The organism is Microvirga aerophila, assembly GCF_003332305.1.
Lineage (GTDB): Bacteria > Pseudomonadota > Alphaproteobacteria > Rhizobiales > Beijerinckiaceae > Microvirga > Microvirga aerophila.
This window is the reverse complement of the sequence record NZ_QOIO01000061.1, coordinates 12,157-29,171: the sequence shown is the minus strand read 5'-3', so window position 1 is coordinate 29,171 and position 17,015 is coordinate 12,157. Positions and strand designations below refer to the sequence as shown.

Annotated in this window: 16 protein-coding genes; 3 read left to right on the top strand and 13 right to left on the bottom strand. The window is 58.7% G+C overall.

The window, feature by feature from the left end; all coding sequences use genetic code 11:
• Window positions 1-258 precede the first annotated feature (258 nt).
• The 9 genes from DRB19_RS24495 to DRB19_RS24455 form a co-directional block, all read right to left on the bottom strand.
• The gene (locus DRB19_RS24495; RefSeq protein ID WP_114188640.1) at window positions 259-1,962 is read right to left on the bottom strand and encodes an FAD-dependent oxidoreductase; all 1,704 of its coding nucleotides are present in this window, start codon (window positions 1,960-1,962) and stop codon (window positions 259-261) included.
• A gap of 2 nt (window positions 1,963-1,964) precedes the next feature.
• A complete protein-coding gene (locus DRB19_RS24490; protein ID WP_114188634.1) occupies window positions 1,965-2,735 on the bottom strand; it encodes an SDR family NAD(P)-dependent oxidoreductase in 771 nt (256 codons plus the stop codon).
• A 29-nt stretch (window positions 2,736-2,764) separates the two neighbouring features.
• Window positions 2,765-3,496, bottom strand: coding sequence for an SDR family NAD(P)-dependent oxidoreductase (locus DRB19_RS24485; RefSeq protein WP_114188633.1), 732 nt, complete (start codon window positions 3,494-3,496; stop codon window positions 2,765-2,767).
• A gap of 28 nt (window positions 3,497-3,524) precedes the next feature.
• The gene (locus DRB19_RS24480; RefSeq protein ID WP_210207529.1) at window positions 3,525-4,241 is read right to left on the bottom strand and encodes an ABC transporter ATP-binding protein; all 717 of its coding nucleotides are present in this window, start codon (window positions 4,239-4,241) and stop codon (window positions 3,525-3,527) included.
• Entirely contained in the window at window positions 4,234-4,995 is a 762-nt protein-coding gene (locus DRB19_RS24475) for an ABC transporter ATP-binding protein (RefSeq protein ID WP_114188632.1), read from the bottom strand. The genes DRB19_RS24480 and DRB19_RS24475 overlap by 8 nt, the downstream gene beginning before the upstream one ends.
• Before the next feature lie 11 nt (window positions 4,996-5,006).
• On the bottom strand, window positions 5,007-5,990 hold the full coding sequence (locus DRB19_RS24470) for a branched-chain amino acid ABC transporter permease (protein WP_114188638.1): 984 nt from the start codon (window positions 5,988-5,990) through the stop codon (window positions 5,007-5,009).
• A 2-nt stretch (window positions 5,991-5,992) separates the two neighbouring features.
• On the bottom strand, window positions 5,993-6,895 hold the full coding sequence (locus tag DRB19_RS24465; protein WP_114188631.1) for a branched-chain amino acid ABC transporter permease: 903 nt from the start codon (window positions 6,893-6,895) through the stop codon (window positions 5,993-5,995).
• An 87-nt stretch (window positions 6,896-6,982) separates the two neighbouring features.
• Entirely contained in the window at window positions 6,983-8,200 is a 1,218-nt protein-coding gene (locus tag DRB19_RS24460) for an ABC transporter substrate-binding protein (RefSeq protein WP_114188630.1), read from the bottom strand.
• A gap of 36 nt (window positions 8,201-8,236) precedes the next feature.
• Entirely contained in the window at window positions 8,237-8,995 is a 759-nt protein-coding gene (locus DRB19_RS24455) for an SDR family NAD(P)-dependent oxidoreductase (RefSeq protein ID WP_114188629.1), read from the bottom strand.
• Between the two features lie 171 nt (window positions 8,996-9,166).
• Here DRB19_RS24455 and DRB19_RS24450 point away from each other — a divergent pair, with 171 nt between their 5' ends.
• Window positions 9,167-9,886 (top strand): GntR family transcriptional regulator, encoded by a 720-nt coding sequence (locus DRB19_RS24450; protein WP_210207528.1) that lies wholly within the window; start codon window positions 9,167-9,169, stop codon window positions 9,884-9,886.
• A gap of 152 nt (window positions 9,887-10,038) precedes the next feature.
• Window positions 10,039-10,644 carry a glutathione S-transferase gene (locus DRB19_RS24445; RefSeq protein ID WP_114188628.1) on the top strand — a complete coding sequence of 202 codons (606 nt, stop codon included), beginning with the start codon at window positions 10,039-10,041 and terminating at the stop codon, window positions 10,642-10,644.
• Between the two features lie 145 nt (window positions 10,645-10,789).
• On the opposite strand, the gene DRB19_RS24440 is transcribed toward DRB19_RS24445, so the two are convergent.
• The 4 genes from DRB19_RS24440 to DRB19_RS24425 form a co-directional block, all read right to left on the bottom strand.
• On the bottom strand, window positions 10,790-10,990 hold the full coding sequence (locus DRB19_RS24440; RefSeq protein WP_162815843.1) for a hypothetical protein: 201 nt from the start codon (window positions 10,988-10,990) through the stop codon (window positions 10,790-10,792).
• A gap of 740 nt (window positions 10,991-11,730) precedes the next feature.
• Window positions 11,731-13,260 (bottom strand): malonate--CoA ligase, encoded by a 1,530-nt coding sequence (locus tag DRB19_RS24435; protein WP_114188626.1) that lies wholly within the window; start codon window positions 13,258-13,260, stop codon window positions 11,731-11,733.
• A gap of 62 nt (window positions 13,261-13,322) precedes the next feature.
• A complete protein-coding gene (locus tag DRB19_RS24430) occupies window positions 13,323-14,699 on the bottom strand; it encodes a malonyl-CoA decarboxylase (RefSeq protein WP_114188636.1) in 1,377 nt (458 codons plus the stop codon).
• Between the two features lie 52 nt (window positions 14,700-14,751).
• A complete protein-coding gene (locus tag DRB19_RS24425) occupies window positions 14,752-16,134 on the bottom strand; it encodes an SLC13 family permease (protein WP_114188625.1) in 1,383 nt (460 codons plus the stop codon).
• A gap of 206 nt (window positions 16,135-16,340) precedes the next feature.
• Between DRB19_RS24425 and DRB19_RS24420 the strand changes: the two genes are divergently transcribed.
• Complete coding sequence (locus tag DRB19_RS24420; protein ID WP_114188624.1) at window positions 16,341-16,988, top strand: GntR family transcriptional regulator; 648 nt, start codon at window positions 16,341-16,343, stop codon at window positions 16,986-16,988.
• The last annotated feature ends 27 nt before the right edge of the window (window positions 16,989-17,015 follow it).

Here is a 17,015-nt window from a genome sequence, read left to right as displayed (position 1 = left end):
CACAAGACCAAGGTCAGCCGGGCGGTCAGGGCCTTGGAGGAACGGCGCTGGCTCAAGCGCCGCGAGAGCAGCGAGGAAATCCTGGCGCCAACGGCGCTCGGTCACAAGGCTTACATGGAGATCTCGCTCGAGCTGTTGCTTTCGAAGAGCGTGTCCTGACTGCACTTGGATTTGAATCGGCTTCCCTTCATTCCGCACTGGATCGGCTTGATGAGATCCTCAGAATGCGTTCAACCGATTGAAGTCTAGCCGGCTTCATCATGCTACACCTGCCATGTGGCGGCCAGCCAGATATCCAAACGTCAGCGCTGGGCCGAGAGTAATTCCAGGCCCAGGATAAGTCCCACCCATGACCGAGTTCATATCATTGCCACAGGCATAGAGACCCGCAATGCGCTGACCCTTGTCATCGAGCACGCGCGCGTGCCGATCCGTGACGAGGCCGGCCGCGGTGCCGATATCGCCAGGATAGACCCGCACCGAATAAAAGGGTGCCGTCGTGATCGGCCCGAGACAGGGATTGCGATCCTTGACCGACGGATCACCGAGATAACGATTGTAAGCATTCCCGCCCTTGCCGAAATCTTCATCCTCCCCTTTCGCCGCGAGTGCATTAAACCGAACCGTCGTGGCAGCGAGCGTCGCCGGGTCCAGACCAAGGCGTTGTGCCAGCGCCTCGATGGTTGGGGCCTCGACCAGATAGCCAGCCTTGATAAGATGCCGGAAAGGGCGCCTCCCAGGGAGTGCCAACCCCAGTCCCCACTTATGCAGGAAGGCGCTGTCGCAAATCAGGTACGACGGAATGCTTGGCACCGTCTTGTGGCTGTCATACATCGCCAGACCGAACTCGTGATAGGACGTGGCTTCGTTTACGAAGCGCTGAGCCGACCCATTGACTGCCATCAGCCCCGGCCTGGCCCGATCCCATACCAAGTGGGGAAATTTGACTGTCTCCCCATTCGGCTTTTCCAAGATCGAGATCGGAGCAAGGAAGGCATTCGACGCATTGTTGCGGTTCGCCTGCGCGCCGACAGCCTGTCCCAACTGAAGACCGTCACCAGTGTTGCCTTCCGGCGCCATCGACCAGAGGCCCGTCGGGTGCGGCAAGAATTCCTGGCGTAGCGCAATGTCACTGGGAAATCCGCCCGTTGCCAGCACGACACCGCGACGCGCCTTGATAGCAAGCTCTCGTCCGTCCTTAGTCACAATGACGCCAGTGACCCGATCATCTTCAACGATAAGCCGTCGCGCTGGTGTCGACACCCAGACGGGGATCTTGCGATCAAGTGCGCTCTTTAAGAGCCGTCCGGCCAGTGAATTGCCCAGAACCAAGCGGGTGCCACGACGGTGACGAAGGCGGTCACTGGCATAGCGGGCAACGAGTTTCATGCCATGTCGCCAGGATGCGAACGATTTTGTGACGTTGAGAAGATGGTAGGCATCACTCATCGTCACCATCATGCCGCCGAGGACGACGAACTCCTTGAGTGGCGGACGCAACAAATCAAAATTCTTGCCAAGAGAGCGTCCGTCGAAGGGGGCCGGATCCATAGACCGTCCGCCAAGTGATGCTCCCTCGGTATCCGGGTAGTAATCAGGCGAATACGCCCGCGCAATCAGCTTCACCTCAGTGCGCTGTTCAAGGTACCTGACCATCTCCGGTCCAGCTTCGAGGAAGGCTCGCTTCATCTCGTCACTGGCCCAGTTGCCAACAATACGGTCGAGATAGAGCTTGGCCTGCTCCATGGAGTCCTTGTGGCCCAGCTGAGAACTTTGAGAGTTGTTCGGGATCCAGACCGCACCGCCTGAGATCGCGGTCGAGCCGCCCACGTACTGGGTTTTCTCTACCACCAGCACATTGAGACCTTCGATCGCAGCTGTCAGCGCGGCACTCATCCCCCCGGCCCCAGAGCCAATGCAGACGACGTCGGTCTCAAGATCCCATGCGCGAGTTTGGCCCATGGTCATAACGCAGCCCCACGGCGTGAGTAATTCGTCACGCTCCATCCGCCATCAACCGCCAGAACGTGGCCGTTTATGTAGGCGGCCTGGTCGGAGGACAGGAAATAGATTGCGTTGGCGACATCCTCTGGATGTCCGAGGCGGGGAAACGGAATCGGATCGATGTTCAGCGCCTGGAAGCGAGGATCCCTCTCAATCCGCTCCTTGGTAAGAGCGGTTTCGATGACACCGGGGGCGACCGCGTTGACGCGAATGCCACGCGGACCGTAATCCGCAGCCATTTGATGGGTCAATCCGACTACGGCTGCCTTGGTGGCTGCATAAGGCGCAGTATGCGGATGTCCAAACAGCCCAAAGACAGAGGCGATATTAACAATGCTGCCGCGCCCGGGCTCAAGCGTCCGCAGAGCTTCGCGGGAGAAACGAAACAACGACGTCAAATTGATGGCGATATAGAGGTCCCATTCGGCATCTGTCGTATCATGGGCCGCCTTAGCGCGGCCGATTCCAGCGTTATTGATGAGGCAGTCCAGCCGGCCAAAAACCGAGACGGCTTTATCAACGGCAGCTTTCGGAGCTTCTAGGTCTGTAACGTCCGCCACCAACGTAGCAACCCCACCCGGGGCACCGGATAGACGGCGCGTTTCTTCCAGTCCTTCCGGATTTAGATCGACCCCGAGGACAGCGGCGCCGCTTTGCACAAAACGCAATGTTGTTGCACGCCCAATGCCCGAGCCTGCTCCGGTGACAAGTGCTACCAAACGATCAGTCATTATCTGTCCCCTCGTGCCATCAGCGACTGTCAGACGGCCGAACCCCCGAGCGACTTGCCGCCATCGATAAACAGCACTTGCCCCGTGATAAAATCGGTTCGCGGAGACGCGAGAAACGACACCGCATTCGCCACATCCTCGGGTTTTCCTGCCTTTCCTGTCGGCTGCAGTGCGAGTTGGGCCTCAATGCGCTCTGGCGTGAACCCGCGGAGAATTGGAGTGTCAATCAACCCAGGAGCAACAGCGTTGACCAGGATGCCACGCTTGATAACTTCCATAGCAAGCGCCCGTGTGAAGCTGACAACTGCACCTTTGGAAGCCACGTAGTCAATTTGATTGCGCGCCCCGAGATACGCCCGAGATGCAATGTTAACGATCTTGGCGCCAGGACGCATCTTTGCGATTGCTGCCTGGGCAAAGTTAAACACCGCAATCATATTGACTTCGTATGTGCGCCGGAAATCCGCTGCTGTGCAGTTTTCAAATGGCTGATCCCTGAGGATGCCAGCATTGTTTACCAAGACGTCGAGTGGCGGCAGTTGGTCAATGAGGGCGCGAACTGCCTCCTCGTTTGTGATGTCAGTCGCGTGCGCCTCGGCCGACTGGCCTTTGTCTTTCAGCGCTCTCACGAGGTCATCGGCCCGCTCGCGATTCAGATCGACAAGCACGATGTGAAAGCCGTCTTCCGCAAGACGCTCGACGATGGCGCGACCGATGCCGCTGGCGCCGCCAGTGACGAGAGCTAATCGGTTTCCTGTCATGGTCACTCCGTATCCTTAAGAGGCTCACTTAGGTGCCGAGATAGGCGTTTCGAACGCTATCGTCGTGGGCCAGATCAGCCGATCGACCCTCGACGGCGATCTCGCCATTCTCCAGAATGTATGCATAGTCGGACACGGCGAGTGCCACAGCCGCATTCTGTTCGACGATGAGGAGAGTCAGCTTCTCCTCGCGATGGAGCTTGACGATGATGTCGAAGATCTGTTGCACGAGCAGCGGCGACAGTCCAAGCGAGGGCTCATCCAGCATTAGAAGCTTCGGCCGCGCCATGAGGGCTCTGGCGATCAGCAGCATTTGCTGCTCACCTCCCGACATGGTCCCGGCCATCTGCTTGAACCGTTTGCTCAACACCGGGAAATGGCCCGCCATGATCTCGATGTCCCGCTCGATCCCGGCTCGATCGTTGCGTAGCTGAGCGCCAATTAGAAGGTTCTCGTGCACGCTCATGTCGCGGAAGACCTCACGGCCCTCCGGCACCTGGGAGATGCCAGCCCCGACGATCTTGTCCGAGCCGAGCCGCCGGATCGACTTGCCACGAAACCGGATATCGCCCTTGGTGGCAGGAACAATGCCGGAAATAACATTGAGCGTCGTGCTCTTGCCTGCTCCATTAGCGCCCAGCAGCGCTACAACCTTTCCCTCGGAGACCTTCAGGCTCACGCCGGACAGTGCCTCGATGCGCCCGTAGCTCGCGGAAACTTCAACGAGTTCGATCAAATCAGCCACGGCCGGCCTCCTTCGTCCCGAGATAGGCTTCGATCACACGGGGATGGTTCTTCACCTCTGTCGGGGTACCCTCGGCAATTTTCTCACCGAAGCTCAGCACACTGATCCGGTCGGATATCGACATGACGAGTTGCATCACATGTTCGACGAGGAGGATCGTAATGCCTTTCGTCTTGTTGAGACTCGTTAGGAGCTCGTCTAGTCTCTCGATTTCGCGCGAGCGCAAGCCGGCTGCAGGCTCATCGAGGAGAAGAAGTTGGGGCGAAATAGCCAGTGCCCGTGCGACCTCAAGGAGCTTCTGATGCCCGAAATCCAATCCACTGGCCTTAGTATTCCGATAGTTCTTGAGCCCCGTGCTCTCCAGTATCTCCTCCGCCTGTTCAAGCGTCTGCTTAGGTCGCGGCGTCAGCCGCTGCAGAAATGTCGTGTCACAGCGGGAGTAGGCGCCCAGCATGACGTTCTCGAGCACCGTGAGTTCGTTGAACAGCTCGAGGTTCTGGAATGAACGGGCCACGCCACGCCCGGCCATAGAGTGGGATTTGAGCTTGGAGATGTCCTCCCCGTTTAGGGTAATTCTGCCCTCACTCGGCTGGTAAATTCGTGAGATACAGTTGAAGACCGTGGACTTGCCGGCTCCGTTCGGGCCGATGAGAGCGTGGATGGCCCCCTTCTGGACCGCCATCGAGAACTTGTTGACTGCCGTGAGCCCACCGAACCGGACCGTGACATCTTCAATTGCTAGGATTGCACTCATTGCTTTCCCTCTTAACGTCGACCGATCAGGGAGAAGATGCCGCGGGGCAGGTACATCATGAACAGGATGAGGATGCCGCCGTAAATCACTTCCTGGTAGGACGGGACCTGTCGCAGGAGTTCCGAGATCAGACCGAATACAATTGCGCCGCCGATCGCTCCGCTCACCGACCCGATCCCGCCAACGACAACCATGGTCAGAACCAGTATCGTCGTGTGGAATCCCAGGCTTTCAGGATGAATGAACGTCGAGAAGGTCGTGAACAACCCACCTGCGGCTCCGGCATAGAAGGCCGACAGAGCGAAAGCAAAGATCTTCACGCGCTTGACATCGATGCCGACGGCCGCGGCAGCAATCTCGGACTCCCGCACCGCCCGGAAAGATCGTCCCAAGGTTGAGAAGTGGATGACGAACGTCGCGGCGACGAACACGAGCGCGAGGATCAGCACCACCGGATAAGCGGCCTTGTCCGACAGGAACGTGAAGCCGAACAGGTGTGCCGGCTGGAAGTTGAGGCCGTTGGGCCCGCCGGTGACAGGAGTCCAATTCAGAAAGATCCACTGCATGGCCTCGCCAAACGCAAAGGTCGACAAAGCCAGATAGATGTCGCGCATCCGCAGCGAGAGGAAGCCGATCGCCAGACCGCAAAGTCCGGCAACCAGTCCACCCGCGATAATGTTCAGGATGAGGGGAAGGCCAAAGGCATTGTTGAGAAGCCCGGCGGTATATATGCCGAGGCCATAGAAGGCGGCATGCGACAGTGAGAACTGCCCAGCCTCGCCAATGACGATGTGCATGCCCAAGGACAGGACGGTAAAGACCAGAAGCAGGTTTGCGATGTAGATGACATAGCCGCTGGTCACGAACGGCAGCACGACGGTAAGGACCGCTAACGCCACCACAAGGGCTCCGCCAGAGATAATGCGGTTCCGGTTCTTTGCCCCGCTCTCGCGGATCGGAAGATCAAGGACCTGACGATTGGTAATCGGATTCATGATCATACCTTCCTCACTCGGACTTTGCCGCCAAACAGCCCTTGCGGCATGAAGATCAGCACCAGCATGATGACGACGAACGGCGCGACATTGATGGCGCGAGACGATACGAAGAGGCCAACTAGGTTTTCGGTGATGCCGATGATGAAGCCGCCGACAACGGCACCCGGGAGGCTTGTAAAGCCACCGATGATCGCCGCCGCAAAGGCCAGCGTTACGACCACGCCCATGTCGGCGGTCATCAGGAGTTTCGGGGCGATCAGGATTGCGGCGACCGCTGAAATGGCTCCGGAAAGGCCCCATACCAGCATCTGCACGTGGCCAAGATTGATGCCCACTAGTTGGGAGGCGCGCCTGTTCATCCCGACCGCGCGCATGGCACGACCGATCTTCGTATAGTTGAACATCCAGAAGAACACCGCCATGATGGCGAGCGCGGCTCCAAGGATCGTCAGATCAAGGTACGTGAGTGAGGCGGAGCCGAGCGTAACGGACCCTTCCCCCATGACTGACGGGAAGCTGCGCGGCGTATCGCCAAAGCCTGTTGCACGCACGATGCCCTTGAGAACATAGGACAGGCCGAGCGTCGCGATCACGAGGTTGACCGAAACACCTTTTGCGGCGGCAACCTGCGTGAGCACGACCCTCTGGAAGAGAGAAGCACCGATCAAGACTGCAAAGACAGTCGCTGGGACCGCAATCCAGAATGGCATGGATACGATCGCGATAAGGAAAAAGGCAAGGTACGCGGAAGCCATGTAGACTTCGCCTTCCGCAAAATTTGCGACATCAGTCGTCCGAAAGACGATTACAATGGCTAAGGCTAGCAGCGCGTATATGGAACCGGTCACAAGACCAGATGCAATGCCCTGCTGCAGGAAGAGGGAGAGGACTTCGAGTTCCATCGGCAGCCTCATGAGTGGACTGAGGGGTCAGAAGCATTTTGTCTGGGCCGGCTAGCCTTTTGGGCCAGCCGACCTTTCGTCAAGTACTTATTGACCTTGGTAAGTCCAGCGGCTGGCAAACGCTCCAGGAACCCTGGTCATCTCTGCACCGTCGAACTTGAGAAAAATCGACGCCTTCTGGGCAGCACGTTCATTCTCTCCAAAGGCGATTGGGCCGGCCATGACGCCTGAGTCGAAGTTGAGCTTCTTCGCGGCTTCGATGAATTTGGCTCGGGTCAAATCGGGACCCGCATCCTGCAGAGCCTTGACCACGGCCATTGCTGACGGGATCCCGTAAGGCATATAGACCTGAGGGTGGTCAGGCTTCGATGCGAGATCGGGGTATGACGTTTTATACATGTCGTAGACCCATTTCAGCTTCTCACTGCCGGGCTTATCGGCAAGCACTTCCTGAATGTAGACGTTCTTGAACGCGTCTTTGCTGCCAACGTTCTCGGAGAGCTGCTGAACATTGGCAATCGCGTTCACGGCCAATACCTGCGGTTTGGTGAAGCCAAGTTCATATGCCTTTTTCAGGATCAACTGAGCTGGGCGGGCATAGGTCGCGATCAGCAGAACATCGACATTTGCAGCCCGCAGCTTCAACAGAGGTGCGGTCACATCCGAGATGTTCGGGTTAACTGACTCGACCACGAGATCGACCTTGTTATCCTTGGCTTGGAATTGGGCAGCCTCCAGGTTCCACGCTCCATATGCGTCGTCGTGATTGATATAGCCGATCTTCTTGGCGTTGAGTTGCTTTACGGCGAACTCGACAATCGACCCGCCCATGGCGCGCTGGGAGATGGAAAAGGCGCCAAAGATGTTGGGCTGCGGCGGATAGAGAGCACCATCGGCCGATGCATTGAGCATCAGCCACGGCACACCGGAGCGCACCACATAGTCCTTGCCGGCGACGGCAGCAGCCGAGCACGAGGCGCCATTGAGTAGAAAGACCTGATCCTGCTCGACCAGTTTTTTCACGGCAGCGACGAGATCATTGGCGTTGCAGCGGTCATCCTGAACCGAAAGCTCTATCTTGCGGCCATGGATACCGCCTTCGGCATTGATCTTGTCATAGTACATGCGAGCCGCATTCATAACGTCGAAGCCGTAGGACATCGATGGTCCCGAAAGCGGCCCGAACAGTCCGATCTTGATTGATGTCGGGGTCAAGCCTGGCTCTTGCGCTAACGCGGGGGCGGCGAACATAGACAGCAGGGCGGCGACGGCAGCCGCCCGCAAAGGTGTGCGACGGGTCAACATAGTTTCCTCCTTCAAGTGGTAAACGATTTTTTGTTGTTATTGCATCCGGTAGCCGCCATTCACGTCAATGGTGGCTCCGGTGATGTAAGAGGCTTCAGGAGAAGCCAAAAAGCGAACGGCTGCGGCAACGTCGCAGGGTTGGCCGATGCGGCCAAGGGGAACATTCGAGGTATTCGCGGGAGTTGCACCTGCACCGCCCGCAGCGGTCCGCATCATATCGGTTTCAATCATGCCGGGCGCGATGATGTTCGCTGTAATCCCGAGAGGTGCGACCTCTCGGGCGAGAGCCTTCGTGAATCCGATGACAGCAGCTTTTGCAGCGATGTAGGCGGCGCTGGCATTGTAACCGCCGAGTTGGGCTGCAACGGAGGAGAAGGTGATCACCCGCCCATGCTCTACCGACTCGGCTTGGCGGCGGGTGACGAAAGCGCGGGAGCAGAGGAATGGGCCGACGGTGTTGACCCCAAACGTTTCTTCCCAGCTCTGAAGCGAGGTCTCGTGGATAAGGGGGCGTTTCCCGTCGTGCAAGAGCAGCCGACCGGCGTTGCAGACGAGAACCGCAACAGGTCCAATTTCACCCTCAACCGCATTGAAGAGAGCTTGAACAGAAGCTTCATTTGCAACATCGACGTAATGTCCAGCGTGGCCGCGGCCCGGTAAGTTTCCAGCCGCTGCAACTGCGCCCCGTTCGTCGATATCAGCGGCTACGACCTGAAGCCCAGCCTCGGCGAGAGTGCGGCAGATCTCCTGCCCGATCCCGCGCGCCCCACCTGTCACAAGCGCCACACGTTCCATAACGTTCCCTCACTGCACTTGATCTCTCGCGGACCATAATATGGGCATCATGTATACATGTATGGGCGGCGTCAATGGTGTTTTCTGATACTGTTCGAAAAAAGAACCACATTTATGAATACATGATCGCTTCATGGATACATGATACTGGACTCGGTGTGGGATTGAGCTATGGTGGATCCGCAGCGGCTTCACGGACACATCCTCATGCGCACACGCTCACAAGATGTTACTGACACGCTTCGTGGCTGGATTCTCAACGGCACCCTGGCCGCCGGTGACCGGCTCGAGGAAATTCCGCTTGCCACGCGGCTCGGCGTATCCCGGACGCCGGTAAGATCGGCTTTGACGGCTCTTAGCAACGAAGGCCTAGTGGATTACCAGCCCAAGCGCGGCTATATGGTCAGACAGTTCGATGCCAGTGAGGTCTTTGCGGCTTATGAAGTCCGTGCTGCGATTGAAGGCTTAGCCTGTCGTCTTGCAGCCGCCAATGGCGTTCCCGCAGATGTCGAGGGAAAGCTGCGCAGCTGTCTTGCCCAAGGCGACCGCGTCCTGTCGAAGGGCCGATTGGAGGCAGCGGATTATGAACCCTACCAGCTCATGAACATAACGTTTCACAACACGATCATTGAGTTGTCAGGCAATTCCTGGGTCGATCGGTTCGTCAGCCAAACGCACGCTGTTCCCTTTGTCTCAGATCGGATCATCCTCTGGCACGATTACCCGGTGATCTTGCGTTCTCATGATGATCACCACCGCATAACCAATGCGCTTATCACTGGGCAAGGCGCGCGCGCAGAGGACTTGATGCGCGAGCATGTGTATTTTGCGGGCTTGTTCCTGAAAGAGAATTTTCACATGATCCGGCAAAACCCGCAATGGGCGGCTTGATATCGATCAGCCTCGGTGTCTTTCCGCAGTGCGCCCTCCCCGCTCTGCACGCTGCTACTTCCATCTGGAACACGCCCGTAGGCCAATACTTGGGCGTTCCTGAACAGGCGCCGTGCTTTCATTCGCAATCCAAGCTGTGGAGCTCTCGAACCATGAAGGTCTTTTTCTCTCCTAGTTCACCGTTCGTCCGAAAGGTGCTGGTCTGCGCACGGGAGTTGGGTCTTGGCGACCGGGTAGAGCGGCTGGCTTGTGCAGCCCATCCAATCAACCGGGACCAGACCATCATCGAGCATAATCCGCTCGGGCAGGTTCCGACCCTTCTGACTGATGATGGTCGTGTTTTCTATGACAGCCGAGTAATTTGCGAATACCTCGATTCGCTCTGCGGAGGCCTTCTGTTCGGCTCTGATGATACCCGGTGGCAGGTGCTTACAGAACAGTCGCTTGGTGATGGATTGATGAATGCGGCGCTTCTGACCCGCTTCGAGAAAGCACTGCGGCCGGAGCCTCAGTTCTGGGATGCGTGGGCAGCCGCGCAGTTCGATAAGGTTCATACCGCACTGGCAAAGATCGAATCCTGGGCAGCTGATTTTGGGAACCGCGTCGATATCGGAACAATTACGATCGCATGTGGACTGAGCTACCTCGATTTCCGCTTTCCGGATTTCGACTGGCGGAAATCGCACCCGCAGGCAGCTGCTTGGTACGCAGAATTCTCACAGCGGCCCTCTATGATCGAAACAGCCCTCCAAAGCTGAAAAGCCGGCGGCATGCGTGCTTTCACTGTTGCTTTCTTTCCAACAGTGGAGAGCGCATGGTTTGTTCAACAAACGTTGCCAGCAGCAGACCTTGGCTCGCCGACGAGGTGCCGCCAAGTACGCCGGGAGCGTCGCTCATCCGAGTCTAATCCCAGAAAGGCATCCCGACCTTGCTGGTGTGCGGGAACTTGGCGTTCTCGAGCGGCTCCGCGTACGAGAAAAGGACCCGGCGTCTGAAGGCAGGCGGGGTCTCGATGATCTGGACGTCGCGTGCCTGGAACAAGTCCAGCCAGAAATAGGGTCCGCAGCCGCCCATGAAGGCGGCCTCCCGCATCCACGCGGGCACCTTGAGGCCCCAGCGCAGGGCCAGGTCCCACTACGGAACATCTCTTCAGGGTCAGGCACTGATGTTCCGTATCCATCATGAACTTCCGCTTAGCCCCGGCAAGCGGACTCACCCGCAATGTCTCAGAAGTGCCATTAGGAGAAGTTCGCCCTTGAGAACCTGTGGCAAACATCAGAAGGTCGATAAAGAAGGGCTGAAGAGAGCTTGATTGCGGCACATGAGCAATCGCGCAGTCCTCAGCGATGGAATCCCCAATCTTTGAGTTGGTGGTCTGGATCTCCAGCCGCCACATTGTCCGGGCGCTGGAGATACCCACTTACCAGAAGATCAGCCTCCTGCAGGCGTGCCGCAATCAAGGGCATCCAAAAGCCGTAGCTTCTCGCCCTGGAAGGAAGAGCCCTTTGCCGTGTGAGGCTAGCTGATTTGCGTTGTAGATTGGCCAGCGAGTGGCCCAGAAGAGCGATAATCGTCAAGGAACGGACTCCTTACTGGAATTCTAAAGGTCCTTGAGCGTTTCCTTCTCCTCATGTGGTTATGTGCCGACCAATTCGAAACAGTGAAAGCTGCATGTTGGTCATGCGGCCAGTACATAGGCTCATGAAGTTTAAGCTATTCGTCTCGTTCCTTCGTCGTCGGCTGTGCTCGTTGGAACGCTATTTTCTGAGGGGTCTTCAAAAACCGGGGGATCGCAGAGCCTCCGGCTGTGATCCCCGAACTCCCTCGATGCCCCTGGAAACAGCTTACGGGGCCTGCACCGGCGCCGTGTAAAGGTCGGCAAACCGCTCCCGCAGCACGTTCTTCTGCACCTTGCCCATCGCATTTCGAGGTAGATCTTCGACGAAGACGACTCGTTTGGGCAACTTGAACTTCGCCAGGCGGCCTTCGAGCGTGGTTAGGATCACCTTCTCGTCCACCATTGCCTCCTTGGAGCGGACCACGACAGCTGTCACTCCCTCGCCGAAATCCTTGTGCGGCACGCCGATCACAGCGCTCTCGAATACGCCGGGAATAGCATCGATTTCGTCTTCGATCTCCTTCGGGTAGACGTTGAAGCCGCCAGTGATCACCAGATCCTTGCCGCGGCCGAGAATGTGCACATAGCCGCGCTCATCAATCTTGCCGAGGTCACCTGTGATGAAGAAGCCATCCGGGCGGAACTCGGACGCGGTCTTCTCGGGCATGCGCCAGTAGCCCTTGAACACGTTCGGCCCCTTTACTTCGATCATGCCAATCTCGTTCGTCGCCAACTCCTCGCCAGTGTCGGGGTTGGTGATGCGCACCGACACCCCGGGCAGCGGCAGGCCAACGGCGCCCGGTATCCTGTCCCCGTCATATGGGTTCGAGGTGTTCATGTTCGTCTCAGTCATGCCGTAGCGCTCAAGAATGGCATGGCTGGTGCGGGCGCTCCACTCGCGGTGAGTCTCAGCCAGCAGGGGCGCCGAGCCCGACACGAACAGGCGCATGCCAGATGTTGCCTCCTTGGTCAGGCCGGGATGCTGCAGAAGGCGAACGTAGAAGGTCGGCACCCCCATCAGGGCGGTAGCGCGGGACATCAGTCCCAGGATCTCGTCGGCATCGAACTTCGCAAGGAAGATCATCGACGCCCCGGAGAATAGGGTCACGTTGCTCGCCACAAAGAGCCCATGGGTGTGATAGATCGGCAGGGCATGGATCAGCACGTCATCCGCCGTGAAGCGCCACACTTCCTTCAGGGTCAGCGCATTCGAGACAAGATTGTCGTGGGTCAGCATTGCGCCCTTGGAGCGGCCGGTCGTACCGGACGTGTAAAGGATCGCCGCCAGGTCGTCGCCAGTCCTCTGCACCGTCTCGAAGGCCTCAGGGGCATCCGACGCAGCGTCTATCAGAGAACCCTGCCCTTTAGCATCAAGCGCTTCGACCGCCGCACTCACCTTTGCGGCAAGCTGTTCGATTCCTTCGCGCTTCGCTGGATCGCAGACCACCAAAGAGGGCTCGGCATCGCCGATGAAGTACTCAAGCTCGGCCAGCGTATAAGCGGTATTGAGAGGGAGATAGACCGCTCCTGCTCGGACGGTGGCAAGATACAGCACCAGAGCCGGAACGGACTTCTCGACTTGGACTGCGACCCTGTCGCCGGGCTTGACACCGCAGGCCACTAGCACGTTGGCCAACCGGCCTGAAAGGGAAATCAAGTTGGTATAGCTGATGGTCTCGCCGGCAGGCGTGGTGATGGCGGTCTTCGCAGGGTCGGTAATCGAGCGTTCAAAGCGGTCAAACAGGTTCGCGTTCATAGCAATGGCTCCGAAGCGGGGACCTATGGTGGAACCGGTAAAGACATCGCGGGATGTTCTGGTCATGGGGTTGGCACCAGATCGTGAGAGGAAAGATCAGCCCGCAAAGCCTTGCGGACCATGGACGAGGCAGCAACTGTGCCTTTCTCGGCGAAGGCCTCGTGGTTCTTCTCGATCTCATCGGGGGCATAGAGGTAGTTCACCATCAACCCATGCGCCTGCTTCAGACCCTTCGACGAAACGTCGCCGAGAAAGTTCAGGCGTTCGAGCCTTGCTCCATTGCCGAGATGGAACCGGGCCACTGGATCAACGGGCCGACCTTTAGAATCCTTTGCTTTGAGGAAGTAGCAGGCTGCGACAGGGAGAAGGGCTGCACGAAGCTTCTCCACCCTTTCGGGATCGTTATTCCAGGCTTGTTGATCGAGAACCATCAACGCTTCCCTCGCTGCAACATCGAGGCAATCTGACTCCTCGGTCTTGCGCTCGCGCTCCAGCCAACGGGCAAAGCCTGGGACAGGTGAGAGCGTCACGAACGTCTTGAGGTTCGGCAACTCGCGTTTCAGATTCTCCACGACCTGCTTGATCAGGAAGTTGCCGAAGGACACCCCACCCAAACCCTTCTGCGTGTTCGAGATCGAGTAGAACACCGCTGTCGTCGCCTCGGTCGCGGCAATTGGCGTGCGGGACAGGTCGAGAAGCTGACCGATCGCACCGGGGATCTCCTTGGTCAGCGCCACCTCGACGAAGATCAGTGGCTCGTCAACGAGCTGCGGGTGGAAGAAGCCGTAGCAGCGGCGATCCTCCGGCTGGAGGCGGTTGCGCAGGTCATCCCAATTCTGGATCGCATGCACCGCCTCGTAGCGGATGATCTTCTCCAGAATGTTGGCGGGCGTGGTCCAGTCAATCGGCCGCAGCACCAGAAACCCTCGATTGAACCAGGACGAGAAGAGATGGGTGAAGTCCGCGTCGACCGGCTTCAGCTCCGGGTGCTTGGGCAGGTACTCCAGGAGTTCCTCGCGCATTCGTACCAGGGCTGAGGTGCCGCCAGGAGCAAGGTTCAGGCGCCGGATCAGTTCCTGCCTTCGAGGCTCCGCCGCCGCATGCAGCCCCTCCACGGCGTCTGTTCCTTGGTCCTGACGAAATGCCTCGATGGCAAGCTCAATGCGCTGCCGATCGGGCCCGAAGCGATCCGCCAGCGCCTGAAGGAAGGCCAGACGCTCGGCTGGCTCGGCCGCGACGTAGCTGGCAAACAACGTTTGTGCGAGGGCCACTCCCGAGGCTTCACCCCTGCGCGAGAGCAGAAACTCGCCCAAGGTCGGGAGGGCGTCCTTGGCGACGATTTCCCGCCCCGCCTTCTGCCCGAGTAGGGATCGCCCCCGCTCGGTCAGCGTGTCAATCAGGTCACTGAGGAAGGCTGGCGCCGCCTCCAGTCCAGCCATCGATCGAGAGAGCTTCATGTTCATCTCCTTCATCCACAACAGACGATCAGCTTCAAAGAACAACGAACAGAGCCCAGACGACGATCGGCGCGACCACGGTGACAATGGCGCCGTAAGCCATGAGCTTGCGGAAAAATGCCTCACGGTCGACGCCCTGGGCGTTCGCTAGGACCAGTGCACCATTGGTGGAGAACGGGCTCACATCGACGATGGTCGACGAGACAGCCATGGCGGCAATGAAGCCGATCGGGCTGACGCCCGTTCCGGCCTGCAGGAACGGAACGGCGAGCGGAATAAGGGATCCAAGCACAGCCGTCGACGACGCGAACGCTGACACGACAGCGCCGATGAAGCACAGGAGGAGTGCGGCGAGCATCGGGGAAGCCAGACCTGCGACGCTGTCGCCGACGAAAGAGATGGTGCCCATCTTCTCGAGTACGACCACATAGGTACTCACGCCCGTGATCAACATGATCTCAGGCCATGCAACCTGGCCCATCGCGCGCTTTTGCAGGGTTGGCGCCATCATGGACAGGATCAGGCCAATCGTGATCGCCACAAAGCCGATGTCGAGGTTGAAGGCAAGGACGAGAACCGCGAGAGCGACGAGGCCAAGCAGCGTGACGATCTGGTACAGACCGCCTTCTGGCGTTTCCGCCCCCTTGACTGGATTCTCCATGATCGAGCGGTTCGGCTTCTGGCCGGTTTCGAGCCTGATCTCCTCGCTGAGGGCCTCGGCTTCGGAATCGCCAAAGATTTGCGGGCCGGACTGCGGCATCGCGATCTGAACGGCAGGGACGTTGACGGCAGCCGGCGCTGCTGCCTCCGCCTGGAGGAGCTTGCGGCCGCCGAGCGCGAAGAAGAGCAGGAGGGCGACAGAGAGGTTGACGCCGAAACTCGCCAGGAAGGTCGTAATCTCGCTTAGCGGAAGCCCTGCCTTTGCGACAATCCGATTGGTGATGCCGCCGTAGATGCTGATCGGTGAGAAGCCGCCCGCCTGAGCACCATGGATGACCATCAGGCCCATCAGCAACGGCGAGATGCTGTATTTGAGTGCGAAGCCGAGCGCGACCGGGGCAATGATGGCAACCGCACCCGGGCTGACCGCGCCGACAGACGTCAAGACGGCGGAGATCCCGAACATGATCCACGGGATAGCGGCGATCCGACCCCGCACAGCCCTGACCGCAAGACGGACGAGCCAGTCGATCGTACCGTTGTTCTGGGCGATGGCAAAGAGAAAGGTGATCCCGACCAGAGTCAGGAACAAGCCGCCGGGAAAGCCGGCAATGATGGCATTGGTGGTTTGACCGGCAACCAGGGTCCCGACCAGGAAGGCACCGACGAATGCCAGCACCCCCATGTTAATCGGCAGAATCGTGGCAACCACAAACATCGCAACAAGAGCGTAGATTGAGATCAGCTGTGGCGACATGGCACCCGCTCCTCCGTTTCCTCCTCTGCGTCGGGCGGACGGGCGGCTTTGAGCCGTCTCGTGGGGATTGCGCAGGTGAATCCCTCGTTTCCCTTCCCAGAAGGATTGCCCCTCTCTGCATTAGAAGTCAACAATCTTGTATACAATAAATCGCTTGCAAGATTATAGTACCCGGCTTTACGATACGGGCGAGTAGGACGTGTACCATGAGACGCGCTCAAGTCCTAAGGGACGCCCTCGAGCAGGACATTGTTACGGGCAAGTTCCGTCCTGGCGACCGGCTGGACGAGCAGAGCCTCGCGGCTCGGTTCGAGGTCTCGCGGACGCCGATCCGAGAGGCGCTGATGCAACTGGCCTCGACGGGCTTGGTCGAGCTGCAGGCGCGGCGGGGCGCGTTCGTGGCCTCGCTCAGCTTTAAGGATGTCGTCGAGCGATTCGAGGTCATGGCCGCGCTTGAGGGCATGTGTGGCGCTTTGGCGGCCCGGCGGATTACTGAAGCTATGCAGCGGGAATTGGAAAAGGCGCACGAGGATTGCGTCCGTGAGGCATCGCAGGAGAACGCGGACGCCTACTACTATGCGAACGAGCGCTTCCACCATGTCATATACGAGGCCTGCCAGAACATCTTTCTGGCGGAACAGGCTCAGCAACTTCACGCCCGCCTCAAGCCGTATCGACGGCTCCAGCTGCGGGCCCGCAGCCGGGTGGCGAACTCACTCGCAGAGCACCAGGGGATCGTTGATGCCATTCATGCCGGAGATAGCGACCGGGCGGAGCGGCTGCTCCGGGAGCACATCCTGATCCAGGGCGAACGCCTGGCTGACTTCATCGCGAGTTTCGATCGGGCGGCGTAGCTGGCGGACAAGCCACAGGTGGAGCAC